Source organism: Mycobacterium sp. NTMscope_MAC_12, assembly GCF_976985675.1.
On sequence record NZ_CDRJYY010000001.1, the window covers coordinates 4818576 to 4842991 of the forward strand.

24 protein-coding genes are annotated in these 24416 nt (G+C 68.7%); 8 read left to right on the forward strand and 16 right to left on the reverse strand.

What is annotated here, in order from left to right; translation table 11 throughout:
• Nucleotides 1-153: 153 nt before the first annotated feature.
• Nucleotides 154-1068, reverse strand: coding sequence for a histidine phosphatase family protein (locus AC0KS4_RS22350; RefSeq protein WP_238956980.1), 915 nt, complete (start codon nt 1066-1068; stop codon nt 154-156).
• Between the two features lie 285 nt (nt 1069-1353).
• On the opposite strand from AC0KS4_RS22350, the gene AC0KS4_RS22355 reads away from it, so the two are divergent.
• From AC0KS4_RS22355 to AC0KS4_RS22365, 3 genes are read left to right on the forward strand one after another with little or no spacing between them, the layout of a single operon-like run.
• Complete coding sequence (locus AC0KS4_RS22355; protein WP_425326338.1) at nt 1354-2001, forward strand: peptidase M50; 648 nt, start codon at nt 1354-1356, stop codon at nt 1999-2001.
• 9 nt (nt 2002-2010) lie between these two features.
• Nucleotides 2011-2793 (forward strand): site-2 protease family protein, encoded by a 783-nt coding sequence (locus tag AC0KS4_RS22360; protein ID WP_225328256.1) that lies wholly within the window; start codon nt 2011-2013, stop codon nt 2791-2793.
• Between the two features lie 40 nt (nt 2794-2833).
• Nucleotides 2834-3730 carry a cation diffusion facilitator family transporter gene (locus AC0KS4_RS22365; protein WP_238956981.1) on the forward strand — a complete coding sequence of 299 codons (897 nt, stop codon included), beginning with the start codon at nt 2834-2836 and terminating at the stop codon, nt 3728-3730.
• Between the two features lie 4 nt (nt 3731-3734).
• Here the strand turns inward: AC0KS4_RS22365 and AC0KS4_RS22370 are convergent, their stop codons facing one another.
• Nucleotides 3735-4148: a DUF3151 domain-containing protein gene (locus AC0KS4_RS22370; RefSeq protein WP_225328258.1), complete on the reverse strand. Its 414-nt coding sequence runs from the start codon at nt 4146-4148 to the stop codon at nt 3735-3737.
• A gap of 123 nt (nt 4149-4271) precedes the next feature.
• Here AC0KS4_RS22370 and AC0KS4_RS22375 point away from each other — a divergent pair, with 123 nt between their 5' ends.
• A complete protein-coding gene (locus AC0KS4_RS22375) occupies nt 4272-5162 on the forward strand; it encodes an Rv0361 family membrane protein (RefSeq protein ID WP_238956982.1) in 891 nt (296 codons plus the stop codon).
• Here AC0KS4_RS22375 and AC0KS4_RS22380 read toward each other — a convergent pair.
• Complete coding sequence (locus AC0KS4_RS22380) at nt 5159-6157, reverse strand: IS481 family transposase (protein ID WP_238956983.1); 999 nt, start codon at nt 6155-6157, stop codon at nt 5159-5161. The genes AC0KS4_RS22375 and AC0KS4_RS22380 overlap by 4 nt on opposite strands.
• Nucleotides 6158-6359: 202 nt before the next feature.
• Nucleotides 6360-7391 carry a class II fructose-bisphosphate aldolase gene (fbaA, locus tag AC0KS4_RS22385; RefSeq protein ID WP_238956984.1) on the reverse strand — a complete coding sequence of 344 codons (1032 nt, stop codon included), beginning with the start codon at nt 7389-7391 and terminating at the stop codon, nt 6360-6362.
• Between the two features lie 80 nt (nt 7392-7471).
• Here fbaA and AC0KS4_RS22390 point away from each other — a divergent pair, with 80 nt between their 5' ends.
• A complete protein-coding gene (locus AC0KS4_RS22390; protein WP_225328261.1) occupies nt 7472-8164 on the forward strand; it encodes a DedA family protein in 693 nt (230 codons plus the stop codon).
• A 15-nt stretch (nt 8165-8179) separates the two neighbouring features.
• Here AC0KS4_RS22390 and AC0KS4_RS22395 read toward each other — a convergent pair whose 3' ends face one another.
• From AC0KS4_RS22395 to clpB, 8 genes are all read right to left on the reverse strand, one after another.
• Nucleotides 8180-9529, reverse strand: coding sequence for a 3-oxoacid CoA-transferase (locus tag AC0KS4_RS22395; RefSeq protein WP_308193072.1), 1350 nt, complete (start codon nt 9527-9529; stop codon nt 8180-8182).
• The gene (locus AC0KS4_RS22400) at nt 9526-10665 is read right to left on the reverse strand and encodes a glycoside hydrolase family 76 protein (protein WP_225328262.1); all 1140 of its coding nucleotides are present in this window, start codon (nt 10663-10665) and stop codon (nt 9526-9528) included. Before AC0KS4_RS22400 ends, AC0KS4_RS22395 begins: the two co-directional genes overlap by 4 nt.
• A gap of 160 nt (nt 10666-10825) precedes the next feature.
• Nucleotides 10826-11473 carry a TrmH family RNA methyltransferase gene (locus tag AC0KS4_RS22405; protein ID WP_238956985.1) on the reverse strand — a complete coding sequence of 216 codons (648 nt, stop codon included), beginning with the start codon at nt 11471-11473 and terminating at the stop codon, nt 10826-10828.
• Nucleotides 11470-12384, reverse strand: a complete 915-nt coding sequence (locus AC0KS4_RS22410) for a hypothetical protein (protein ID WP_238956986.1) — start codon at nt 12382-12384, stop codon at nt 11470-11472. Before AC0KS4_RS22410 ends, AC0KS4_RS22405 begins: the two co-directional genes overlap by 4 nt.
• A gap of 90 nt (nt 12385-12474) precedes the next feature.
• Nucleotides 12475-13014 (reverse strand): orotate phosphoribosyltransferase, encoded by a 540-nt coding sequence (pyrE, locus tag AC0KS4_RS22415; protein WP_225328265.1) that lies wholly within the window; start codon nt 13012-13014, stop codon nt 12475-12477.
• Nucleotides 13001-13780, reverse strand: a complete 780-nt coding sequence (locus AC0KS4_RS22420; RefSeq protein ID WP_238956987.1) for an SDR family NAD(P)-dependent oxidoreductase — start codon at nt 13778-13780, stop codon at nt 13001-13003. The genes pyrE and AC0KS4_RS22420 overlap by 14 nt, the downstream gene beginning before the upstream one ends.
• A gap of 57 nt (nt 13781-13837) precedes the next feature.
• Entirely contained in the window at nt 13838-14716 is an 879-nt protein-coding gene (gene ttfA / locus AC0KS4_RS22425; RefSeq protein ID WP_238956988.1) for a trehalose monomycolate transport factor TtfA, read from the reverse strand.
• 92 nt (nt 14717-14808) lie between these two features.
• Nucleotides 14809-17367 carry an ATP-dependent chaperone ClpB gene (gene clpB / locus AC0KS4_RS22430; protein ID WP_238956989.1) on the reverse strand — a complete coding sequence of 853 codons (2559 nt, stop codon included), beginning with the start codon at nt 17365-17367 and terminating at the stop codon, nt 14809-14811.
• Nucleotides 17368-17500: 133 nt separating this feature from the next.
• Between clpB and AC0KS4_RS22435 the strand changes: the two genes are divergently transcribed.
• Genes AC0KS4_RS22435 through AC0KS4_RS22445 form a run of 3 tightly spaced genes read left to right on the forward strand, consistent with a single transcriptional unit; the run spans nt 17501 to nt 20078 of the window.
• Nucleotides 17501-17941, forward strand: a complete 441-nt coding sequence (locus tag AC0KS4_RS22435) for a DUF3060 domain-containing protein (protein ID WP_238956990.1) — start codon at nt 17501-17503, stop codon at nt 17939-17941.
• A 32-nt stretch (nt 17942-17973) separates the two neighbouring features.
• The gene (locus tag AC0KS4_RS22440; RefSeq protein WP_238956991.1) at nt 17974-19164 is read left to right on the forward strand and encodes an FAD-binding oxidoreductase; all 1191 of its coding nucleotides are present in this window, start codon (nt 17974-17976) and stop codon (nt 19162-19164) included.
• Between the two features lie 2 nt (nt 19165-19166).
• On the forward strand, nt 19167-20078 hold the full coding sequence (locus AC0KS4_RS22445; RefSeq protein WP_238956992.1) for an aldose 1-epimerase: 912 nt from the start codon (nt 19167-19169) through the stop codon (nt 20076-20078).
• A gap of 130 nt (nt 20079-20208) precedes the next feature.
• Here the strand turns inward: AC0KS4_RS22445 and AC0KS4_RS22450 are convergent, their stop codons facing one another.
• From AC0KS4_RS22450 to dnaK, 4 genes are read right to left on the reverse strand one after another with little or no spacing between them, the layout of a single operon-like run.
• Entirely contained in the window at nt 20209-20604 is a 396-nt protein-coding gene (locus AC0KS4_RS22450) for a heat shock protein transcriptional repressor HspR (protein WP_225328272.1), read from the reverse strand.
• Nucleotides 20604-21782, reverse strand: a complete 1179-nt coding sequence (gene dnaJ, locus AC0KS4_RS22455) for a molecular chaperone DnaJ (RefSeq protein WP_225328273.1) — start codon at nt 21780-21782, stop codon at nt 20604-20606. The genes AC0KS4_RS22450 and dnaJ overlap by 1 nt, the downstream gene beginning before the upstream one ends.
• A 43-nt stretch (nt 21783-21825) precedes the next feature.
• The gene (gene grpE, locus AC0KS4_RS22460) at nt 21826-22467 is read right to left on the reverse strand and encodes a nucleotide exchange factor GrpE (protein WP_238956993.1); all 642 of its coding nucleotides are present in this window, start codon (nt 22465-22467) and stop codon (nt 21826-21828) included.
• On the reverse strand, nt 22464-24329 hold the full coding sequence (gene dnaK, locus AC0KS4_RS22465) for a molecular chaperone DnaK (protein ID WP_238956994.1): 1866 nt from the start codon (nt 24327-24329) through the stop codon (nt 22464-22466). The genes grpE and dnaK overlap by 4 nt, the downstream gene beginning before the upstream one ends.
• Nucleotides 24330-24416 lie beyond the last annotated feature (87 nt).

Genomic DNA, 24416 nt, shown 5'->3' on the forward strand with positions numbered 1-24416 from the left:
CGCCTCGGTTAGCCGCGTCGGGACCGTGCGCGTTGCTCCACGCGTCTTTGCTTGCCGCGCTCACGTGGCGATCCTAAACGTCGGGTAACGACGGCCTTGCCGCAAGGCCCGTTGATCCCGCCTCGTGTCGCGCGACGCGCCGGTGTGCGGTGGTCAGGGGCTTGCCGTCGACGCCGGCTTCGCCGCGCACACGCCGTTGCGGGTCGGCGCGTCCAGCATCAGGCAGAGGCCGTTCGTGTCGCGGTTGGGCCGTTTGGCCGCCCAACCGGACCACGCCGGTTTGCCGTTCCAGCTGACCAGCGTCCAGCCATCGTGGGGATTGCCCTGGATCTCGACGATGCCGGTGTTGGGCAGCGGGTCGAAAAGCAGGAGCAACTGTTCGGGGTTTCTGACGCTCGTCATCGTCCCGATACCGATGTCGAATTCGCTGGAGAACGCGACCTCTCTGATCCTGCCGTCGGACGCGCGGACCGGGTTGGCCAGCGCGCTGTCGTACATCGTTCCGAGCATGTCGTTGAAGCGGCCGACGTTGGTCGCGGCGTTGCCGTAGACCGTTTGCAGCGCGCCGTTGAAACGCTTGTGGAACTCGTACCCGTTCGGGTCGGCGGAGCCGGGAGCCAGCATCGGGACGATGCGCAGCCCGAGCATCCACGCGACGGGGCCCAGCAGGTACACCAGGCCGGCGAGGCTGATTTGGGGCATGCCGTTGAAGACGCCGGCGTCGATCTCGTTGAGCCCGGGCAGCACCTGCACGTTGGTTCCCAACGCGGCGGCCAAGGGCGCCGCGGTCTGCTGCGTCCTGATCAACTGCGACGCGAAGATCGCGGCCACCGGGCCCTTCGTCACAAGCACGGTGGCCACGTTTTGCGCCTGTTGTTGGCCGAGCGCGGTGAGCGCCGCCCCGGGCATCGCCGTGTCGATCAGTTTCGCCGCGTTGGCCACCGACTGTCCGTGGCGCACCAAGTCGATCACGATCGATTCGTCGGCCGAGGCCCTCGCCGATCCGAGGCACAGCAGGAGGGCCGAAAGCAGCACGGCGCCAACGCGGCAGAGGTACGTCGTCAGCAACGGAGGCGGGTAGGGCCGGTGCCACACGCGAACGGCGCGGGGCGCGAGGCTGAGAAGATGGCGGTGAGTCGGCGAATGGTCGTTCTCCGTTCTCTCAACCACTCGTTGGCGGGATTCCGCACAACAACGGCTGTTTGGCAGGAGTAAAGTATCCGGTTGTTTCCTGGCGGCGCGGCAACAACTTTCGCAGTCCGACACCATGTTGTGACTGCGTCGTTATGGCCCATTGATCGGACCAGAGCCGTTGGAAGTCAAAAAGATTGGGCGATCTTGATTGGATAGCTTGTGACGCAAGATGATCGGGCCGCCACGGTTCTGCTGTTCGCCCAAGGGCGAACCCACGGCCCGTTGCGGAGCGTGCGCGTCCACCGGGTCGCCGGCGAGCCCGACATCGACGCCGCGATAGGCGCCTCCCGGCGGCTGATCGTGGTGGGCGCCGATGCCGACCTGGCCGCCGTGCTGACGCGGCTCCTGCGCGCGGAGCGGCTCGACGTCGAGGTGGCCTACGTGGCGCGCCGGCGCACCCGGGCCACGCGGATCTATCGCCTGCCCGCCGGGCGCCGGGCGGCGCGCCGGGCCGTCCGCGGTTCCGCGCAGCGGGTGACCCTGATCCGCGACGAGACCGGCTCGGTGATCGTCGGGCGCGCGGCCTGGCTGCCGCCGGATGGCGAGCCGGTCATCCACGGCGAGGCGGTCGTCGACGACACCACGTTGTTCGACGGCGACGCCGCCGCCGTGTTCGTCGAGCCGACGCTCGCCATGCCCGGCCTGCGGGCCACGCTCAAGGGCGGCTGGCGTCGGTGGGTCACGGGCCGCGCGGCCCAGCTCGGCAGCACGGGCGTCGTCGTGGCGCGCGACGGGGTTCCCGCGCCCCGCCCCGGCCGCCGCTCGGCGTTCTACCGCAACATCGAGGGCTGGCTGCTGGTCCGATAGTTTCGTCGGGTGAGCTTCCCCGCCCCGCAACGCGAATCGGTACGGCCCAGCCCGATCTTTTTGGCGCTGCTCGGGTTGACGGCGGTCGGCGGCGCGCTGGCCTGGCAGGCCGGGTACACCGCGCGGCCGCTGGCCTATGTCGGGGTGTTCATCTTCGTGATCGCCGGCTGGCTGGTGTCGCTGTGCCTACACGAATTCGGGCACGCGCTGACCGCGTGGCGATTCGGCGACCACGATGCGGCCGTGCGCGGGTACCTGACGCTGGACCCGCGCCGCTACACGCATCCGGCGCTGTCGCTCGTGCTGCCGTTGGTGATCGTCGCGCTGGGCGGCATTGGCCTGCCGGGGGCGGCGGTCTACGTGCGGACGTGGTTCATGACGCCGGCCCGTCGCACGATGGTCAGCCTGGCCGGCCCCGCGGTCAACCTCGTGCTGGCGGCGCTGCTGCTGGCGCTGACCCGGTTGTTCTTCGACCCGACACACGTGGTGCTGTGGGCCGCGGTGGCGTTCCTGGGCTTCCTTCAGCTCACCGCAGTCGTACTGAACTTGCTGCCCATCCCGGGGCTGGACGGCTACGACGCCCTGGAACCGCATCTGAGTCCCCAGACGCAACACGCGCTGGCGCCGGCCAAGCAGTGGGGCTTCGTCATCCTGCTGTTTCTGCTCCTGGCGCCGGTGCTCAACCACTGGTTCTTCGGGGTCGTGTTGTCGTTGTTCGACCTGTCCGGTGTGCCGGAGGTGTTGGTGAGCTGGGGCAACGGCCTGACCCGCTTCTGGAGCCGCTGGTTCTGACCCTTGCCATATATGCGTCGTCACGCATATATTCCGGGGGATGGGCGCCGGCCACAACCACACCCCGACCGAGACGGACGACTCTCGGCTGATCCCGCGCATGGTCATGGCCGCCGCCATTCTGGCCGCCTTCTTCGTCGTGGAGCTGGCCACCTCGTTGCTGATCAATTCGATCGCGCTGCTGGCCGACGCCGGCCACATGCTGACCGACGTCGTCGCCGTCTTCATGGGGCTGGCCGCCGTCACGCTGGCCCGGCGCGGCAGCTCGTCACCGGCCCGCACGTACGGCTGGCATCGCGCCGAGGTGTTCACCGCCGTCGCCAACGCGGGGCTGCTGATCGGGGTTGCGGTCTTCATCCTCTACGAGGCCGTCCAGCGGCTCAGCGAGGCGCCCTCCATCCCCGGCGTGCCGATGATCGTCGTCGCGCTGGCCGGGCTGGCCGCCAACTTCGCCGTCGCGCTGCTGCTGCGATCCCACTCCTCGGGAAGCCTGGCGGTCAGGGGCGCCTACATGGAGGTCATCGCCGACACCGTGGGCAGCCTGGGCGTGCTGATCGCCGGCGTGGTCACCGTGACGACGCACTGGCCCTACGCCGACGTCGTGGTCGCCGTGCTGGTCGCGCTGTGGGTGCTGCCCCGGGCGATCGCGCTCGCGCGCGACGCGCTGCGGATCCTTTCCGAATCGTCGCCGACCCACATCGACGTCGAGGAGTTGCGCCGCGCGCTCGGCGCCCTGGACGGTGTGACCGGGGTGCACGACCTGCACGTGTGGACGCTGTCGCCCGGCAAAGACATGTGCACGGCCCACCTGACCAGCACCGGGGACCCCGCCCGGGTTCTGCATGACGCGCGGGCGGTGTTATCGGCCCGCGGGCTGGAGCACGCCACGGTCCAGATCGACTGCCCCGACGACACCGATTGCTCGGAAAGCTTTTAAAGCGTTACAGCCCCAGCGCCTTGCGCGCCTCGGGGTCGCAATCGTCGAGCAGGTCCAGGCACCGCGCGTACTCGTCGGTTTCGCCGATCGTGTCGGCGGCGCGCGCCAGCGCGGCCACACATCGCAGGAAGCCGCGGTTCGGCTCGTGCGAATACGGGACGGGGCCGAAGCCCTTCCAGCCGTTTCTGCGCAGCTGGTCCAGGCCGCGGTGATAGCCGGTGCGCGCGTACGCGTACGCGGTGATGGCCTGGTCGTCGGCCAGGGCCTGCTCGGCAAGCGCCGCCCAGGCCACCGAGGCCGTCGGATGCGCGGCGGCGACGATGCCCGGCTTCTCACCGGCCAGCAGTTCCGCCTCGGTGTCGGGGTCTTCGGGCAGCAGGATCGGGTCGGGCCCCAGAAGATCCTTCATCGGCGTCATGGCTCTATTCTGCAGCTCGCCCGTTTTGCCCGCAGGACGCACCTCGGCCATCGCCCCGGGCCCGGGCCTCGGTCGCTAAGCTCTGCAACTACCCCACTCGACAGCGGGAGGACAGTAGTACTCATGCCCAACCCATCCGAGCCCGACCGCGGCGGCGCGCCGAAACGGCCCGGGTTCGACCCACGCGAGTCTCGCAGCGAACCGAACGACGAGTGGGGGGCCGAATCCGGCCGTGAAACCGGCACCGAAACCGGCTTTGAGACCGACGACGCCACCGAGAGCGTGCCCCTGGTCCCCAACGACGCCGAGACCGAGACCGTGGTGATCAACAAACCCGATCCGCACAGCGGTCCCCAGGAAGTGCCCGACGCACCCCAGCGCGAACGTCGCTTCACCGCGCCGGGCTTCGACGCGAAAGAAACCACGATCATCTCCACCACCCCGGAACCCGCCACCGAGGTCTTCGCCACGCCGGGACCGGACGGCACCGCGCAGTTCGGCGGCCCACCCAAAGCCGCTGTCCCGCAATCCATCCCACCCCGGCTCGGCGCCAAGCTACGCACGTCCAGGCAATTCAACTGGGGCTGGATACTGGCGATCGTCGTGATCGTGCTGGCGCTGGCGGCGATCGCGATCCTGGGCACGGTGTTGCTCACCCGCGGCAAGCACAACGGCGTTTCGCAGGAAGACCAGGTCCGGCACACCATCGGCAACTTCGACGTCGCGATTCAGCGGGGCGATCTGACCACGCTGCGCACCATCACCTGCGGCACCACCCGCGACGGCTACGCGGATTACGACGAACGCGCGTGGGACGAAACGTACCGGCGCGTCTCGGCGGCCAAGCAGTATCCGGTGATCGCCAGCATCGACCAGGTCGTCGTCAACGGCCAGCACGCCGAGGCCAACGTCACCACGTTCATGGCCTACGACCCGCAGGTGCGCTCCACCCGCAGCCTGGATCTGCAGTACCGCGACGACCAGTGGAAGATCTGCCAGTCCGCCAGCGGCTAGCTGTGATGTCCAGGGAGGTTGGTCAGTCGGGTGACCGGTGGCTGGCCTCCGATGGCGGAGTGGGGTCGGTGGTGATTGTAGAAGTGCAGCCAGCCGGCTAGAGCGGTGTCGCGCTGTTGGGTTGATTCGTAGAGTCGAGCGTAGGCCCAGCCGTCGGCCAGAGTGCGGTGGAATCGCTCGATCTTGCCGTTGGTCTGCGGTCGGTATGGACGGGTTCGCTTCGGGGTAATGCACAGCTCGGCGCAGGCATCACGCCATGCGTAGGACTTGTAGGCCGAGCCGTTGTCTGAGAGGACTCGTTCGACGGTGACGCCGTGGTCGGTGAACCACGCCACGGCGCGCTGCAGCACGCCGATCGCTGTGACCGCCTTCTCGTCCGCGCAGATTTCGGCGTAGGCCATCCGGGAATGATCGTCAATGACGGTGTGCACGAACGCCGTTCCGATCCGGGGGCGATAGTCCTTGCCGCGCTGGCCAGTGCGCCGGGCGGTCTGTCGGGCGTTGTGCTTGCTGATTTGTCGGCTCACGAACTTGTGCCCGCCGCCGTCGGGGATGTTGCCGAACTTGGTGACGTCGACATGGACCAGCGCTCCGGGCGAGGCGTGCTCGTAACGACGCAATGGCTCGCCGGTGACGCGGTCGATGTAGGACAGCCGGTTGATACGGCAGCGGGTCAACACCGCATGCACGGTCGAGGCCGGCACACCGAGCCGGCCAGCGATCTGTACTGGACCAAGCCGGTGACGCCACCGTAACCGCACGATCCGCCGCACCATGCGTGGCCCGGTCCTGGTCGGGCTGACACGGGGCCGCGAGCTGCGATCGGCCATCCCGGCCACCCGTTCGGTTCGAAATCGGTCGGCCCATTTCTTGGCGGTTCGTGGGGCGACCATGAACATCTTGGCTGCCGCGGCGTAGGTCCAGCCCTGCTCGACGACGAGGCGAGCAAGCCTCAAACGAGCGCGTGGCGTCAAAGCAGCGTTAGCGTGGGACACGAAGGCCTCCTGGTTGATGAAGCGGTTTCTAGACAGCTCCACTTCATAACCGGAGGCCTTCACCTGTCACACAGGCTCACCGATACCAAACGGGACAATGTCCCTGGACATCACAGCTAGCCCGCCCCTGCCCGCCGAACGTGGAGTTGTTGTGCGAAATGGGGCGGCGGTTTCCAGCCCCAGAAGTCGACGCTCGACGGGGTTAGGTGATCGACTTTCCGGCGCAGTGCAGGTCGGTGCACGCCTGCACCACCCGCTCGGACATCGACGCCTCGGCCTTCTTGAGGTAGCTGCGGGGGTCGTAGGCCTTCTTGGCGCCGACGTCGCCGTCGACCTTGAGCACGCCGTCGTAGTTGTTGAACATGTGGCCGGCGATCGGGCGGGTGAATGCGTACTGCGTGTCGGTGTCGACGTTCATCTTGACCACGCCGTAGCGCAGCGCCTCCTCGATCTCCGACTTCTCCGAACCCGAGCCGCCGTGGAAGACGAAGTCGAACGGCTTGGCGTCCGCCGACAGGCCGAGCTTGGCGGCCGCCACCTTCTGGCCCTGGGCCAGGATGTCGGGGCGCAGCTTGACGTTGCCGGGCTTGTAGACGCCGTGGACGTTGCCGAACGTGGCGGCCAGCAGATACGTGCCGTGCTCGCCGTGGCCCAGCGCGTCGATGGTCTTCTCGAAGTCCTCCGGCGTGGTGTAGAGCTTGTCGTTGATCTCGTTGGCGACGCCGTCCTCTTCCCCGCCCACCACGCCGATCTCGATCTCGAGGATGATCTTGGCGGCCGACGCCTCCGTGAGCAGTTGCTGTGCGATCGCCAGGTTCTCGTCGATCGGCACCGCCGAACCGTCCCACATGTGTGATCCGAACAACGGCTCGCCGCCTCCGCTCACCCGCTCCGCCGAGATCGCCAGCAGCGGGCGGACGTAGGTGTCCAGCTTGTCCTTGGGGCAATGGTCGGTGTGGAGCGCGACGTTGATCGGGTACCTGGCCGCGATGGACCGGGTGAACTCGGCCAGTGCCACCGCACCGGCGACCATGTCCTTGACCCCCAGGCCGGACGCGAATTCGGCACCGCCGGTGGAGAATTGGATGATTCCGTCGCTGCCCGCGTCGGCGAAGCCCTTGAGGGCCGCGTTCACCGTCTCCGATGAGGTGCAGTTGATCGCGGGGAAGGCGTACGAGTGCTCCTTGGCGCGGCGCAGCATCTCGGCGTAGACCTCGGGCGTGGCGATGGGCATGGCAACTCCCTTCTGCCTGGTCCACTCAGTATCGTCCAGGTCGGCGGGCGGCTCACCCCGGGCCGGTATGTTGATGGATCATGAGCACCGCCGTGACGGCCCTGCCCGCCATCCTCGACCCGTTGTACTGGTTGGGCGCCGACGGCGTCTTCGGGTCGGCGGTGCTGCCCGGGATTCTGGTCATCGTCTTCATCGAGACCGGGCTGCTGTTTCCGCTGTTGCCCGGCGAGTCGCTGCTGTTCACCGGTGGCCTGCTGGCCGCGCATCCGCATCCACCGGTCAGTATCTGGGTGTTGGCGCCCTGCGTCGCCACGGTCGCGGTGCTGGGCGATCAGACCGGGTATTTCATCGGGCGGCGGATCGGGCCCGCGCTGTTCAAGAAGGAAGATTCCCGGTTCTTCAAGAAGCACTACGTGACCGAGTCACACGCGTTCTTCGAGAAGTACGGGCCCTGGGCGATCATCCTGGCCCGGTTCGCGCCGTTCGTGCGGACGTTCGTCCCGGTGATCGCCGGGGTGTCCTACATGCGCTATCCGCTGTTCTTGGGGTTCGACATCGTCGGCGGCATCGCCTGGGGCGGGGGCGCGACGCTCGCGGGCTATTTCCTGGGCAACGTGCCGTTCGTGCACCACAACCTGGAAAAGATCATCCTGGCGATCCTGTTCGTGTCCATGATCCCGGCGTTCATCGCGGCCTGGCGCGGGTATCGGGGCCGGCGCCGTGCGACGGAGACGGCCGCCCCCGAACCCGAGCGGCAGCCGGCCTCCGAGTAGGCGGCCCCGCGCGGGTCAGACCGCGACGGTGAAATCGCAGCCGGTCTTGGCGCGGACTTCCTCGACCGTCACCCCGGGGTGCAGTTCGGTGAGCACCAGACCCTGGCCCGGCTCGACGTCGAAGACGCACAGGTTGGTGATGATCATGTCGACCACGCCCTTGCCGGTCAGGGGCAGCGTGCATTGCTTGAGGATTTTCGGGCTGCCGTCTTTCGCGGTGTGGTCCATGACGACGATCACCCGCTTGACGCCGGACACGAGATCCATTGCGCCGCCGGGTCCTTTGACCATCTTGCCCGGCACCATCCAGTTGGCCAGGTCGCCGTTCTCGGCCACCTCGAGCCCGCCGAGGATGGACAGGTCGATGTGGCCGCCGCGGATCATCGCAAACGAGTCGGCGCTGCTGAAGAAGCTGGACCCGGGCAGGCTCGTGATGGTCTGCTTGCCCGCGTTGATGAGATCGGGGTCCACGCTGTCCTCACTCGGGTAGGCCCCGATGCCGAGCAGGCCGTTCTCCGACTGCAGCGTGACGTTGATGTTGTCGGGAATGAAGTTGGCCACCAACGTCGGGATGCCGATGCCCAGGTTCACGTAGTAGCCGTCGCGCAATTCGCGGGCGGCGCGCTGGGCCATGAGCTCGCGAATGGGGCTGTCGTTCTTCAGGGCGGCGCCGCCGCTCGTGGTGCGGAACTCGATGCGCTTCTCGTAGCCGGTTCCCACGATGATGCGGTCCACGTAGATGCCGGGGGTGTTGACCAGGTCCGGATCGAGCTCGCCGACCTCGACCAGCTCCTCGACCTCGGCCACCGTCACCGCGGCGCAGGTGGCGATCATCGGGTTGAAGTTGCGCGCGGTCTTGCGGTAGATGAGGTTGCCGGCCGTGTCGCCCTTCCACGCCTTGACGAGCGCCACGTCCGCCCGGATGCCTTCCTCCAGAACGTATTCCGTGCCGTCGAAGACCCGGGTGTCCTTGCCCTCGGCGAGATTGGTGCCGTAGCCCGTGCGCGTATAGAACCCGGGAATCCCCGCGCCGCCGGCGCGCAGCTTCTCCGCCAACGTGCCCTGCGGCGTGAGCGCGAGGTCCAGCTCGCCGGCGAGCACCTGGCGCTCGAACTCCTTGTTCTCGCCGACGTAGGAGGCGATCACCTTCTTCACCTGCCTGCCCTTGAGCAGCAGGCCCATGCCGAAATCGTCTACGCCGGCGTTGTTTCCGACGATGGTGAGGTCCTTGATGCCGCTGTCCACCAGGGCCCGGATCAGCTTCTCCGGAATGCCGCACAGGCCGAAGCCGCCGGCGGCGATGGTGATGCCGTCCTTCAGCAGGCCGTGCAGCGCCGACTCCGCGTCGGGGTGGACTTTCTTCACAGGGCGCTCCTGTCCTCGTGCGACGATTCGGCGGTGACGTTACAGGCGGCCTCCATGAGCATCCACCCCGATAGCTGCACCGACAGGTCCCGCTCGGCAACCTCGGAGGCCATCACCGCGCCCTCGACGAACTCCGCCTGTTTGCCACCCGCGGTGGGTACCTGGGCGTCGCGGTCCCAGAACGGACCGAACACCGGCAGCCCGTCCACCGTCTGGCGGTAGTCCCACGCCGACTTCGCGCTAGCCAGCACGATCCGGCGGGCGGTGTCGCGGGCCACCACGTCCTCCGGCGAATCCCCGGGCAGCGCGGTCGCCACCAGCGCCAGGTATCGGGCGGTCACGCCGGCGAACAGGCCGCCGTCGCCGCCGCCGGCGCCGGCCAGCACGCCCGCGGGCGCCATGTGCTCGTGCACGGCCGCCACCAGCCGATGCACGCGGGCGGCGTGCCGCGCCCGGACCTCCGCCCCGGTGCGGGCGGCCAGCTCGGTCTCCAGCCCCAGCACCACACCCTGGCAGTAGGTGTACTGCGCGCGCACCAGCGAACCGGCCTTGATGCCGTCGAACACCAGGTGCGTCTCCGGGTCGATCAGCGTCGCCTCGATCCAATTCGCGATCTGCTCGGCACGTTTCAGGTGATCGGAGTACCGGGCGAGGAAGATGCCCGCGGGGCCGTTGGCCGGGGCGTTGAAGAACTTGTCCTGCTTGCGCCAGGGGATGCCGCCGCCGTCCTCGGGCGCCCACGCCCTGAGGAATTGGTTGGCGAGCTTGGGCAAGGCTTTTCGGCGCTCGACGCCGGCGATGCGGGCGGCGCGTTCGAGCGCGAGCGCCAGCCAGGCCATGTCGTCGTAGTAGTTGTTGATCCACGAGAAGTTGTTGCGTAGCCGATGCGAGCGGACCTGCCGGTTGATCTCGGCGTGCCGGTGCGGCTGCGGGTCACGCGCCTCGGCGTCGACGAGGCAGTCCAGCAGGTGCGCCTGCCACCAGTAGTGCCAGGTCCCGAACAACCGGTCCTTGCGCTGCGCGGGCCAGGCCACCACGCCCAGCTGGGTCGCGGGCAGTCCCCACAGCCGCCTCAGGTGTCGTTGTGTGACAGCGGCTTCGGAGCTGGCCGCCCGGTTGGCCCATAGCTGATCCATACCTGCCGATCCTGCCCCATGCGTGTGAGCGTGCGGTCAGGGCGTCGAGTGTGAACGCAGGGCTTTCGGTGTGCACAGGCGGCGGCGACACGCCGGGCTCGGCCCCCGTCAGCGCTCACTCAAAGCCGCCAGTTCACACTCAACGCGCCGCGCCGGGCCGTCACCAGGCGCGGGACAGGTCGGCGTGCTGCTCGACCCAGGCGTGCATCGCGATCCCGGCGGCGACGCCCGCGTTGATGCTGCGCGTCGAGCCGAACTGCGCGATCGCCACCGTCAGCGTCGCGCCGGTTCGGGTGTCGTCGGTGATGCCGGGCCCCTCTTGACCGAACACCAGCAGGCACTCGCGGGGCAGCGCGGTCTCCTCGAGCCGCGCCGCGCCCGGGACGTTGTCGACGGCGACCACGGTCAAACCGGCGTCGCCCGCGAAGGCGAGCAACTCGGCGGTGCTGTCGTGGTGGCACAACCGCTGATAGCGGTCGGTGACCATGGCGCCGCGGCGATTCCACCGTCGTCGCCCCACGATGTGCACGGTATGCACGGCGAAGGCGTTGGCGGTGCGCACCACCGAACCGATGTTGGCGTCGTGACCGAAGTTCTCGATCGCCACGTGCAGGGGATGCCGGCGCGCGTCGATGTCGGCGATGATCGCTTCCCGCGTCCAGTACCGGTAGGCGTCGACGACATTGCGGGTGTCGCCCTCGCGCAACAGGATTGGGTCATACCGCGGATCGTCGGGTGGTTCGCCCGGCCACGGCCCGACGCCGGCGGGCGGGGTCGCGGACCATTCGGTGGGCCCGGGTCCGCTCATCGCTGCGTCCATACGCCGGCGTGCGTGCCATCGATGGCCAGCGTCGCGTAGAGCAGCGCGTCGTTGATCTCGCCCTGGGTGCACAGCGACGCGTCGACGTGCACCGCGTCCAGGGACGCGTCGGGCAGGATCAGCACCGACGACCCGTACGTCGCGCAGGCGGGATTGAGTCCCGGGGCGGGCAGCGTCGGCGAGGCCAGCAGCATCATCGGGCCGCCGCGCTTGGCGGACTCGTCGCGATAGCGGGCCGCGAGGGCGGTGGCTTCCAACCCGAGCAGCATGTAGCCGTTGCCGGTGAACGCCCCCGGATCACCCAGCTGCGCCTTGGTCACCGGCTTGCCGTCGGCCCGCCACGCCGTCAGGCTGGCGGTCTTGACCGCCAAACCTCCGCTGTCGTTGGGGTTGGTCGGCAGGAGGCCGACCGGGAAGGCGACCGGGTAGGCCGACGAGCTGTTCGGGATCCGGTCGCGCGGCGAGTAGCTGTAGACGCCGCGGACCTGACTTCGATCCTTCAGCGGCCCCAGACAAACCGTGCCGGTGAGCCGGTCGCGCGGCGCCGACAGCGGCGCGGGAATGTCGCGCACATTGGTGGTCTTCGCTTGGAAGGATTTGTCGCAGCTGCCCAGCCCGTCGGCCTCCATGGGGTGGGCCAGCGCGCCGTACAGGCCGAAGCGGATGTCCTCGGGCTTGGCGTGCGGGTCCTTGGCCGAGGCCGGACTCGCGTCGACGTCCACCAGCACGTAGTCGCCGTCCCAGCGCAGGTTCGACACGGACATGTTCCAGCCCAGCAGCGCCAGCGATTCGCCGAGCCGCGCGCCCTGAGCGCCGTAGGGCCGCACGGCGGGGTTGCTCGATGAGCAGCCGGTGAGGCAGAGGGTCAGGCACGCGGCTATCGCAAGGACGGTGCGCATGGGTCAGCGGCTCGGGGTCTCACCAGAACGCATCGGCCACGCCGGGGACCGCTGTGGCGTGCGAGACGGTCGTTGCATACGAGCCGGCAACTAGCTCAGCCCCAGCTCGGCCAGGCCCAGGACGCTCCGGTACGGCAACCCCTCGGCCTCGATGGCCTCGGCGGCGCCGGTGGCGCGGTCCACGACGGTGGCCACCCCCAGCACGTCGCCGCCGGCCTCCTGCACGGCGCGCACCGCGGTGAGCGCCGAATTGCCGGTGGTGCTGGTGTCCTCGACCACCAGCACCCGCCTGCCCGAGACCTCGGACCCTTCGATAAGTCGTTGCAGCCCATGGGTTTTCGCGGACTTGCGCACGACGAACGCGTCGATCGGGCGGCCCGGCGCGTGCATGATGGCCGTGGCCACCGGGTCGGCGCCCAGGGTCAGGCCGCCGACCACCGCGTAGTCCCAGTCGCTGGTCAGGTCCCGCATCAGCTTGCCGATCAATGCCGACGCGCGGTGGTGCAGGGTGGCCCGGCGCAGGTCGACGTAGTAGTCGGCCTCCTTGCCGGACGACAGCGTGACCCGGCCGTGCACCACCGCCAGGCGGCGCACCAGTTCGGCCAGCTCCTCGCGCTCAGGTTCGGCCACGGCCACCACCGACTCGTTTGGTGACCGCCCGCATCAGGGTCCGCGGGATCATCCGCTCGGCGGCGATGATCGCCTTGTACTGCAGGCCCGGAATGCTGATCACCTTGCCGCGGGCGATATCGGCGAGGCTCTGGCTGACCACGTCGTCGACCTCGAGCCACATGAACGACGGCGACTTGGACATGTCGATCCCGGCGCGGGCGTGAAATTCGGTGCGCACGTAGCCCGGACACACGGCGTGCACCGAAACCCCGGTGCCCTGTAGCCCGACGGACAAGCCCTCGCTGAACGAGATCACCCACGCCTTGGACGCCGAATACGTCGACCCCCGCCCCGGCACCAGCCCGGCGACGCTGGCGATGTTGATGACGGTGCCGGCGCCGGCGCCGGCGTCGAGCATGGCCGGCAGCGCCGCCCGGGTCAGGTGCATGACGGCGGTGACGTTGACGTCGAGCTGGGACTGCAGGAGCGCGGGGTCGGTGGACCAGAAGTCGCCGGAGGTGGCGAAGCCGGCGTTGTTCACCAGCACGCGCACCCCGGCGGTGAGGCGATCGCACACCCGTTGCCGGTCAGCCGGATCGCCCAGGTCGGCGGGAAGAACCTCGATGTTGCCCGCCGGGTTTTTCAATTCGTCGGCGAGCCCCGCCAACCGCTCGGCGTCGCGGGCGACCAGCACCAGGTCGTAGCCGTCGCGGGCGAAGCGTCGCGCGTACCCGGCGCCGATCCCGGAGGTGGGCCCGGTGATCAGGGCTACGGGGCGGGGCATGAGCGACATCTTAATGACGGCGGCCCCGCCGGGTCCTGGGCTACCCGGGGCGCGCCGTCAGCGCTGATAGTTGCTGGCCTGGTGGCCGTTACGCCCGGTCGGCGGTGGGCGGCGCAGCGTATCCGGGCGCCCCTCCGGTCGAGGCTGGTCGCGGCGCACCGGCTCGGGCGCGCGGCGGCCGGCCGCGACGTCGGGGCCGAGCAGGCCGGCCACGTCCTGCTGCGCGCGCCTGGGAGGCAGCTCGGCGCGGCCCGCGGGCGCCAACGGACGGCTCGGCGACGCGTTGCGGGGTCCCGCCGACGCTCCAGCCTCCTGCGGGGTCTCCTCCGGCAGCGGCGGCAGCACCCGCAGCAGGTCGTTGAACTGCCGCACGGTGCGCAGACCCTCGTCCCACTGGGTGCGGGTGCTGGTGATCGGCAAGGCGACCAGCGTCCAGTTCTGCTCGTTCCACATGATCTCGGCGGAGTCCGGCGCGGTGTGGGCGAACGTGACCATGCGCCGGTCGCAGGCGCGGCGGGCGGCATCCAGATTGGTGGAGTACACCATGCGCGGCCCGATCGCACCCAGCAGCCAAATGTCGCTCTCCCGAGGCTCTTTGAGCCCCTTGAGGCGCAGGTCCACCACGACGTTGGTGCCCACCTTGCGGTGCAGCGCGATCACCGTGGCGACTTCCTCGAGGTCGAAGATGTACACCGCCTCGCCGCGGATCTGGCCCAGCACCACATTCTGGGCGGCCACGTCGCCCACCGTCGACATCACGCCACGCTTCCAGCGCTGGAGGATGTCGGTGGATTCACGCTCGTAGTCGAATCCGTGCGACCGCGCCCACGACTTACGGCGTCTGCTGCGCCCACGCCGACGATCGACATCGACGTACAGCAGCACCCCCGCGCCGACAAAGCACAGCGCGGAGAGCGTGAACCAGAGGGGGACCATCCAAAACAGCGTATCTGCTATTGGCCCGGAACACAGAAGGCGACCAGGTCACAACCCAATCAAGGTTTGCTGCGCCCACCGAGGGGCGCAACTCACCCGAGGATCAGGGCGTCGCCGTCCGGGCTGACGTTGACCGGAACGGTGTCACCGTCGTGCACGTCGCCGGCCAACAACAGCTTGGCCAGCTGGTCACCGATGGCCTGCTGCACCAGCCGGCGCAGCGGCCGCGCGCCGTAAACCGGGTCGAATCCCCGATGCGCCAGCCACTGCTTGGCCGGCAGCGACACCTCGAGGGTGAGGCGGCGCTGCGCCAGCCGCTTCTGCAGCTGCGCCAACTGGATATCGACGATCGCCACCAGCTCGCCCGGCTCCAGGCCGTGGAAAATGATGACGTCGTCGAGCCGGTTGATGAACTCCGGCTTGAACGCCGAGCGCACCGCGGCCATCACCTGCTCCTCGGTGCCACCCGATCCCAGGTTGGACGTCAGGATCAGGATCGTGTTGCGGAAGTCGACCGTGCGCCCCTGCCCGTCGGTGAGCCGGCCCTCGTCGAGCACCTGCAACAGCACGTCGAACACGTCCGGGTGCGCCTTCTCGATCTCGTCGAACAGGATCACCGTGTACGGACGCCGCCGCACCGCCTCCGTCAGCTGACCACCCTGGTCGTAGCCGATGTACCCGGGAGGGGCACCGACCAGGCGGGCCACCGAGTGCTTCTCGCCGTACTCGCTCATGTCGATGCGGACCATCGCCCGCTCATCGTCGAACAGGAACTCCGCCAGCGCCTTGGCCAGCTCGGTCTTACCGACACCGGTCGGCCCGAGGAACATGAACGATCCCGTCGGCCGGTTGGGGTCAGCGACACCGGCCCGGGCGCGCCGCACGGCGTCGGACACCGCCGTCACCGCCTTACGCTGCCCGATGACGCGCTTGCCCAGCTCGTCCTCCATGCGCAGCAGCTTCGCGGTCTCGCCCTCGAGCATCCGCCCCGCCGGGATGCCGGTCCACGCCGACACCACGTCGGCGATGTCGTCGGGGCCAACCTCCTCCTTGAGCATCACGTTCTCCCGAGCTGGGCCGCTGTCGGCGGCCAATGGCACCGCGGCGTCGAGTTTCTTCTCGACCTCGGGGATGCGCCCGTAGCGCAGCTCGGCGGCCTTGGCCAGGTCGCCGTCGCGCTCGGCGCGCTCGGACTCACCGCGCAGCGCTTCCAGCCGTTCCTTGAGCTCGCGCACGACGTCGATCGCGTTCTTCTCGTTCTGCCAGCGGGTGGTGAGCTCGGCGAGCTTCTCCTTCTGGTCGGCCAGCTCGGAGCGCAGCTTCTCCAGCCGCTCCTTGGAGGCCTCGTCCTCCTCCTTGGCCAGCGCCATCTCCTCGATCTCGAGGCGGCGCACCAGGCGCTCGACCTCGTCGATCTCGACGGGCCGCGAATCGATCTCCATCTTCAGCCGGCTGGCGGCCTCGTCGACCAGGTCGATGGCCTTGTCCGGCAGGAAGCGCGCGGTGATGTAGCGGTCGGACAGCGTCGCCGCGGCCACCAGGGCCGAGTCGGTGATGCGCACACCGTGGTGCACCTCGTAGCGGTCCTTCAGCCCGCGCAGGATGCCGACGGTGTCCTCCACCGACGGCTCGCCGACGAACACCTGCTGGAAGCGCCGCTCCAGCGCGGCGTCCTTCTCGATGTACTTGCGGTACTCGTCGAGCGTGGTGGCGCCGACCAGGCGCAGCTCGCCGCGGGCCAGCATCGGCTTGATCATGTTGCCGGCGTCCATCGCCCCCTCGCCGGTCGCGCCGGCGCCGACGATGGTGTGCAGCTCGTCGATGAAGGTGATGATCTGCCCGGCGGAGTTCTTGATGTCATCGAGGACGGCCTTGAGCCGCTCCTCGAACTCGCCGCGGTACTTCGCGCCCGCGACCATCGAGCCGAGGTCCAGGCTGATGACGGTCTTGTCGCGCAGGCTCTCCGGCACGTCGCCGGCGACGATGCGCTGCGCGAGGCCCTCCACGATCGCGGTCTTGCCGACACCGGGCTCACCGATCAGCACCGGGTTGTTCTTGGTGCGCCGGCTCAGCACCTGCACGACGCGGCGAATCTCGTTGTCGCGGCCGATGACCGGGTCCAGTTCGCCCTCGCGGGCGCGCGCGGTCAGGTCGGTGGAGTACTTCTCCAGCGCCTGATAGGTGGCCTCGGGGTCGGCGCTGGTGACCCGGGCGCTGCCGCGAACCTTGACGAACGCCTCCCGCAGGGCCTGCGGCGACGCGCCGTGCCCCGTGAGCAGCTTGGCAACCTCCGAGTCGCCGGTGGCCAGGCCCACCATCAGGTGTTCGGTGGAGACGTACTCGTCGTCCATCTCGGTGGCCAGTTGCTGGGCGGTGGTGATGGCGGCCAGCGACTCGCGCGACAGCTGCGGCTGCGAGCTGGCGCCGCTGGCCTGCGGCAGCCGCTCCAGCAGACGCTCGGCTTCGGCGCGGATGGCGGCGGGCTCGACGCCCACGGCCTGAAGCAGCGGCGCGGCGATGCCGTCCGCCTGGGTCAGCAACGCCATCAGCAGGTGGGCCGGCCGGATCTCGGGGTTCCCGGCGGCCGAGGCCGCCTGCAGCGCCGACGTCAGCGCCGCCTGGGCCTTGGTGGTCGGGTTGAAAGAGTCCACGACGCCTCCATTCGGGTCGAAAGGGAGCTGGCAAAAATGCTTGTCTGCTTGTTCAACGTCGTCAATGTTGAGTCTGTTCCGCTCAACTCTATCGAGTTTTGAGGGACACGCCCTACGGGGTACCCCCCTAGCGATGACGCAGACGATGCAGCACCCCGACCAGGCCGACGCCGAGCTCGCCGGCACCCCGCGCCGGGGGACCGGCTTATGGCCGGCCGCCCTCGCGGCCGGGCTGGCGCTCGCCGGCCTTATCTCCGTTGGCCTGCACACCGACCTCGCCGGCGGCAGCGCGTCGACCGCGGTTCCCGAGTCCGGCACGCTGCAGGTCAGCGGCGCCCGCACCACGAAGACGCTGCCCTGCCACGCGGGCTATCTGTCGGTGAGCGGAACAAACAACACGATCACCCTCACCGGCCACTGCACCAGCGTCACCGTCTCCGGCGAGGGCAATCGCGTCACGGTCGACAGCACGGACGCGGTCAGCTCATCCGGAACCGGCAACGTCGTTCTCTACCACTGGGGTTCACCCACGATCGTCAACGCCGGGTCCGCCAGCGTCGTCCGGCAAGGCTGAATCCACGGAGTCCGAGCCTAGAATCGGGGCCCGTGAGCCTCGAGGACGTCCAAGCGCTGCGCGTGCTGCGCGACGCCTTCGAACCCGACCGCGCGGGCCGCTCAGGCTCCCAGGGTGATTCCGGTGACCTCGTGCACCGCTTCTACACCCACTGGTTCGCCCTCGACGCCTCGGTGCGCGATCTGTTCCCACCCGAAATGAGCGCCCAGCGCGCCGCTTTCGGCCATGCCCTGCACTGGGTGTACGGCGAACTGGTCGCTCGGCGCGCGCAGGAGCCGGTGACGTTTTTGGCCCAGCTCGGGCGGGACCATCGCAAATACGGTGTGCTGCCCCACCATTACGAAACCCTGGGTCGCGCGTTGTTGGCGACGCTGCGCTCCCAGCTGGGCGCGGCCTGGACCTCCGCCGTCGACGACGCGGCCAGGCAGTCGCTGAACCTGATCACCGGGGTGATGAGCGGCGCCGCGGACGCCGAGGAGGGACCCGCCTGGTGGGACGGCACCGTCATCGAGCACCTGCGGGTGTCCCGGGATCTGACGGTCGTTCGGCTGCAGCTCGATCAGCCGATGCACTACCACCCCGGGCAATACGTCAACGCCCATGTGCCGCAATGCCCCCGCCGCTGGCGGTATCTGAGCCCCGCCATTCCGGCCGATCCCGGCGGCGGCATCGAGTTCCACGTGCGCCTGGTGCCCGGCGGCCTGGTCAGCACCGCGATCGTCAACGAAACCCGGCCCGGCGACCGGTGGCGGCTGTCCAGCCCGCACGGCGGCCTGGGCGTCGATCGAGAGGGCGGCGACGTGCTGATGGTCGCCGGCAGCACGGGGCTGGCGCCGCTGCGGGCGCTCATCATGGACCTGTCCCGGTACGCGGTCAATCCGCGGATACATCTGTTCTTCGGCGCGCGCTACCGCTGCGAACTCTACGACCTGCCCACCCTGTGGCAGGTCGCGTCGCACAATCCGTGGCTGTCGGTCTCGCCGGTCTCGGAGTACAGCGCCGACCCGGCCTGGGCCGCCGACTATCCCGACGTCACCCCGCCGCGGGGCCTGCACGTGCACCAGACCGGCCGGCTGCCCGACGTGGTGACCAAGTACGGCGGCTGGGGCGACCGGCAAATCCTGATCTGCGGCGGGCCGGCGATGGTCACCGCCACCAAGTCCGCCCTGCTCGCCAAAGGCGCTCCGCCCGAACGCATTCAGCACGACCCGCTCTGGAGGTAACCATGCACGCCGTCACCCTGCGCGACCCTTCGTCGCCGCTGGTCGCCCAATTCGTTCCCGGCGCGGGGATGATCGGCACGTCCTTGCGCGACGACGGCGCCGAGCTGCTCGGCCAGCGCCGCGGCCTGGACGCCTACATCACCGACGGCAAGACGATGGGGATCCCCATCCTGTATCCGTGGGCAAACCGGTTGGGCGAGGCCACCTATACGGCCCAGGGCGCGACGGTCACCCTGACCCCGGGCGAAAACGGGGTGCGCGCCGACCCCAACGGACTGCCCATCCACGGCGTCCTGGCCGCCTATCCCGGCTGGCGGGTGACGGACGAAAGCGCCAACGAGCTGACCGCGCAGGTGGATTTCGGCGCCGATCCGCACCTGCTGGCCAGCTTCCCGTACCCGCATCTGTTGACGGTGACCGCGCGACTGGCCGACCGGACGCTGACGGTGCGGACCACCGTCGCCGCCACCGGCGACGCGGCGGTGCCGCTGTGCTTCGGCTTCCATCCCTACCTGCAGCTGCCGGGCGTCCCCCGCGGCGACTGGATCATCGAGACCCCCGCGCTGCGCCACCTCGGCCTCGACGACCAGGGGCTGCCCACTGGCGATTCCCAGCCGCAACCGGCGCGAGAAGAGGCGTTGCGCGACAAGACCTTTGACGACTCCTACGACCAGGTGGCCGAGGGTGCGGTGTTCGCGGTGTCCGGCGGCGGACGCCGCATCGAGGTGCATTTCGAACGGGGCTATCCGGCCGCGCAAATCTTCGCGCCGCCGGTCGACGATCCCGCCACGGCCATCGTGTGCTTCGAGCCGATGGCCGCGCCGACCGACGCGCTGCGCCGCGGCGGCTACCGCTGCGCCGCGCCGGGTGAGCCCGCGGTGACGCAGTTTTCGCTCCGGGTGCGATCACAGTGACCACTCTCGTCACTGCAGTCGCTGTCTGATGACCACTAGGTGAATGCGAAAAGCGCTAGCACATGCGCTAGCGCTTTTGCGAACTTTGTATGCCTCCGGAGACGGGAACCCTTGCGGCGCAAGTGAACAATTAGCGTCCCCGGCGCGGCTGCCACACCACCAGCGCGGTGCTCTTGGGCACCACCGCCAGGTCGCGGCGCTGGCTGGCGCGCGTCTGCGCCAACTCCTCGCTCAGCTCTTTGATCCGCGCCTGCAGCGCCTCGACCTGGTTGGTCAGCTCGATGATCCGCTTGATGCCCGCGAGGTTTACCCCCTCGTCCTGCGAGAGCCGTTGTACCTCACGCAGTAGGTCGACGTCGTGCTCCGAATAGCGGCGTCCCCCACCGGAAGTGCGGCGCGGGCTGACCAGGCCGAGGCGGTCGTAGGTGCGCAGCGTTTGGGCGTGCATGCCGGCCAGCTCGGCGGCGACCGAGATCAGGAAGGTTCGGGCATCCTCATTTCTTGAATTACTCGAGCCCTTGGCCATCAGCGATTACCCGCCCATCCGGCCCGTGGGTCAAAGCCACTGGAACGCTCCGCGGCGGCATACGCCTCCAGCGCTTCCTGTGCCGCGCCCTCCAGATTCGGTGGCACGGCGACCTTGACGGTGACCAGCAGGTCCCCGTTGCCGCCGCTGCGCTTGGGCACGCCGCGTCCGCGGACCCGCAGGATGCGGCCGTCGGAAGTGCCCTTGGGCACCCTGACACCGACTTTTCCGTCCAGCGTGGGCACCGAAATGGTTGAGCCCAAAGCCAATTCGGTGAAGCTGACGGGAACCGTGACGGTCAGGTCGTCGCCGTCGCGCCCGAACACCTTGTCCGGCCGCACATGCACCGTCACGTACAGGTCGCCCGACGGCGCGCCGCGCAGACCGGCTTCACCCTGGCCGGGCAGCCGGATGCGCTGTCCGTCCTCGACGCCGGGCGGGATGCGCACGTTGATGGTGCGGGTCCGCGTGGTGACCCCGGTGCCCTTGCACTCCTCGCAGGGGTGCTCGATGATCGAGCCGCTGCCCCGGCAATCGGTGCAGGGTTCGGAGAAACCGAACGCGCCCTGATTGCGGTTGACCACGCCGGAGCCGTTGCACGTGGGACACACCTTTGGGCTGGTGCCCGGCCGAGCCCCGCTGCCATGGCAGTTGGTGCACGGCGCCGGGCTGGTCAGCCGCAGCGGCATCGCCACACCCTTGGCGGCCTCGACGAAATTCAGCTGGGTCTCGGTCTCGAGGTCGTTGCCGCGGCGCGGCCGGCTGGGACGGGCGCCGGCGCCGCGCCCGAACAATCCGCCGAACAGGTCGCCGATGTTGGTGCCGCCGCTGCGGCCGGCGGCATCGAACAGATCGTTGAGGTTGAACTCCGCCCCATCGCCGCCGACGTTGAAGCCACCGAAGCCGCCGGTATCGAACCGGCGCCCGCCAAAACCGCCGCCGGCGAACAGCCTTCGGGTTTCGTCGTATTCCTTGCGCTTGGCCGGATCGGACAACACGTTGTGCGCCTCCGACACCGCTTTGAATCGTTCACCGGCGGCGGGATTGTCCGGGTTGGCGTCCGGATGCAGATCGCGCGCCAACTTGCGGTAGGCGCGCTTGATCTCTTCGGGGCTGGCGTCAGAGGAGACGCCCAGCTCCTTGTAGAAGTCTTTTTCGACCCATTCACGCTGGGCCATGTCGCGTCACCTCCTCACCTTTCTGTTGTGCTGATTGTGTGGGCTAGTCACCGGATGTGCCGGCGTTATCGTCCGATTCCACCGGCGCGGTTTCGTCGGACTCACCGGTCGCGGCCGATTCGTCGCCGTCGTCGGCGACCGTGTCGACGACACCGACCATGGCGTGGCGCAGGATTTGATCACCGAGCTTGTAGCCCTGCCGCATGACGGTGCCGATCACCGGGCGGGAGCCATCGCCCTCGTGCTGAACGGCCTCGTGCAGCACCGGGTCGAAGTCCTCGCCCTCCTCGCAGAACGCCGTCAGGCCGAGCCCGGTCAGCGCGCCCTCCAGCTTGTCGGCGACCGCCTTCAGCGGGCCCGACTCGAGGTCGCCGTGCTTGCGCGCCCGGTCGAGATCGTCGAGCACGCCCAGCAATTGGTTCACGACGGCGGCCTTGGCCCGGTCCGCCGCGGCCTGCTGGTCGCGCAGCGCCCGCTTGCGGTAGTTGGCGAAGTCGGCCTGCACGCGTTGCAGATCGGCGGTCAGCTCGGCGAGTTTGCCCTCGCCCTGGACCGCCGGCTCGTCGGCCGGCGCCGTCCCTCCCGGCGTATCGCCGGGAGGGACCTGCCGTACTTCACCGGTCTCAGGATCGATTCGCCGCTTGTCGGTGACGGTCACCTGTTCCTGTGGATTTCCTTCTGTCACTTGGACTCCCGGTCATCGTCGACCACCTCCGCGTCCACGACGTCGTCAGCGGAACCCGCTGAACCCGACGCCCCGCCGGTCGCGTCGGCCTGCTCGCCCGAGGCCTGGGTGGCCTCGTAGATCGCCTGCCCGAGCGCCTGCGACTCCTGGCCCAGCTTCTCCATCGCCGACTTGATCGCGGCAATGTCGCTGCCACCCAGGGCCGACTTGGCCTCGGCGATCGCGGCGTCGACCTTGGCCAGCGTGTCCTCGGGAACCTTCGACCCGCCCTCGGCTTCGCGCTGGTCCTTGACGAACTTCTCCGTCTGGTAGACCAGCGATTCCGCCTGGTTGCGGACGTCGGCTTCCTCGCGACGCTGGCGGTCCTCCTCGGCGTGCGCCTCGGCGTCCTTGATCATCCGGTCGATCTCCTCCTTGGACAGGCCGGAGCCCTCCTGGATTTTGATCGTGTTCTCCTTGCCGGTGCCCTTGTCCTTGGCCGTGACGTGCACGATGCCGTTGGCGTCGATGTCGAAGGTGACCTCGATCTGCGGGACGCCGCGCGGGGCCGGCGGGATGCCGGTCAGCTCGAAGGAGCCGAGCAGCTTGTTGTGCGAAGCGATTTCGCGCTCACCCTGGTACACCTGGATCTGCACCGACGGCTGGTTGTCATCGGCCGTGGTGAAGGTCTCCGACCGCTTGGTCGGGATCGTGGTGTTGCGCTCGATGAGCTTGGTCATCACGCCACCCTTGGTCTCGATACCCAAGCTCAGCGGCGTAACGTCAAGCAGCAGAACGTCTTTCACCTCACCCTTGAGGACACCCGCCTGTAGCGCGGCACCCACGGCAACAACCTCGTCGGGGTTGACGCCCTTGTTGGGTTCCTTGCCGCCGGTGAGCTCCTTGACCAGCTCGGTCACCGCGGGCATCCGGGTGGAACCACCCACCAGCACGACGTGGTCGATCTCGGACACCGAGATGCCGGCGTCCTTGATCACGGACTGGAAGGGCTGACGGGTGCGGTCCAGCAGATCCTGTGTGATGCGCTGGAATTCGGCGCGCGTGAGCTGTTCGTCGAGGAACAGCGGGTTCTTGTCCGCGTCCACGGTGATGTAGGGCAGGTTGATCGACGTGCTCTGCGAACTCGAGAGCTCGATCTTGGCCTTCTCCGCGGCCTCACGCAGCCGCTGCATCGCCATCTTGTCCTTGGTCAGGTCAATTCCGCTGGTGCCCTTGAACTTGTCGACCAGCCACTCGACGACGCGGTCATCCCAGTCGTCCCCACCGAGGTGGTTGTCACCGCTGGTCGCGCGGACCTCGACCACGCCCTCACCGATCTCGAGCAGCGAGACGTCGAACGTGCCGCCACCGAGGTCGAAGACCAGGATGGTCTGTTCCTTCTCGCCCTTGTCCAGGCCGTAAGCCAGTGCGGCCGCGGTCGGCTCGTTGACGATGCGCAGCACGTTCAGGCCGGCGATCTGGCCGGCTTCCTTGGTCGCCTGACGCTGGGCGTCGTTGAAGTACGCCGGCACGGTGACGACCGCGTCGGTGACGTCCTCACCCAGGTACGCTTCGGCGTCACGCTTCAGCTTCATCAGCACGCGGGCGCTGATCTCCTGGGCGGTGTATTTCTTGTCATCGATCTCGATGGACCAGTCGGTGCCCATGTGCCGCTTGACCGAACGGATGGTGCGGTCGACGTTGGTGACCGCCTGGTTCTTGGCGGGCTGGCCGACGAGCACCTCGCCGTTGCGCGCGAACGCGACGATGGACGGGGTGGTCCGCGAGCCCTCGGAGTTGGCGACGACGACGGGGTCACCGCCCTCGAGGACTGCGACGACGGAGTTGGTGGTCCCGAGGTCGATACCGACCGCACGAGCCATAGTGATTCCTCCTGATTGTGTAGAGCCTGTTTGGTGCCACTATGCTGAGTGAACCCCGCTCAAGCCTGCCCCTGGGGCGATCGGCTG

Excerpts from the sequence above, each read along its gene's own strand:
- AC0KS4_RS22390 (WP_225328261.1), top strand. The coding sequence starts at position 7,472 with ATGAGCACCGCCGTGACGGCCCTGCCCGCCATCCTCGACCCGTTGTAC.
- AC0KS4_RS22435 (WP_238956990.1), top strand. The coding sequence starts at position 17,501 with ATGACGCAGACGATGCAGCACCCCGACCAGGCCGACGCCGAGCTCGCC.
- dnaJ (WP_225328273.1), bottom strand. The coding sequence starts at position 21,782 with ATGGCCCAGCGTGAATGGGTCGAAAAAGACTTCTACAAGGAGCTGGGC.
- AC0KS4_RS22370 (WP_225328258.1), bottom strand. The coding sequence starts at position 4,148 with ATGACGCCGATGAAGGATCTTCTGGGGCCCGACCCGATCCTGCTGCCC.
- AC0KS4_RS22400 (WP_225328262.1), bottom strand. The coding sequence starts at position 10,665 with ATGGATCAGCTATGGGCCAACCGGGCGGCCAGCTCCGAAGCCGCTGTC.
- fbaA (WP_238956984.1), bottom strand. The coding sequence starts at position 7,391 with ATGCCCATCGCCACGCCCGAGGTCTACGCCGAGATGCTGCGCCGCGCC.
- AC0KS4_RS22405 (WP_238956985.1), bottom strand. The coding sequence starts at position 11,473 with ATGAGCGGACCCGGGCCCACCGAATGGTCCGCGACCCCGCCCGCCGGC.
- AC0KS4_RS22365 (WP_238956981.1), top strand. The coding sequence starts at position 2,834 with ATGGGCGCCGGCCACAACCACACCCCGACCGAGACGGACGACTCTCGG.
- ttfA (WP_238956988.1), bottom strand. The coding sequence starts at position 14,716 with ATGGTCCCCCTCTGGTTCACGCTCTCCGCGCTGTGCTTTGTCGGCGCG.
- AC0KS4_RS22375 (WP_238956982.1), top strand. The coding sequence starts at position 4,272 with ATGCCCAACCCATCCGAGCCCGACCGCGGCGGCGCGCCGAAACGGCCC.
- AC0KS4_RS22450 (WP_225328272.1), bottom strand. The coding sequence starts at position 20,604 with ATGGCCAAGGGCTCGAGTAATTCAAGAAATGAGGATGCCCGAACCTTC.
- AC0KS4_RS22410 (WP_238956986.1), bottom strand. The coding sequence starts at position 12,384 with ATGCGCACCGTCCTTGCGATAGCCGCGTGCCTGACCCTCTGCCTCACC.
- AC0KS4_RS22420 (WP_238956987.1), bottom strand. The coding sequence starts at position 13,780 with ATGCCCCGCCCCGTAGCCCTGATCACCGGGCCCACCTCCGGGATCGGC.
- AC0KS4_RS22445 (WP_238956992.1), top strand. The coding sequence starts at position 19,167 with ATGCACGCCGTCACCCTGCGCGACCCTTCGTCGCCGCTGGTCGCCCAA.
- dnaK (WP_238956994.1), bottom strand. The coding sequence starts at position 24,329 with ATGGCTCGTGCGGTCGGTATCGACCTCGGGACCACCAACTCCGTCGTC.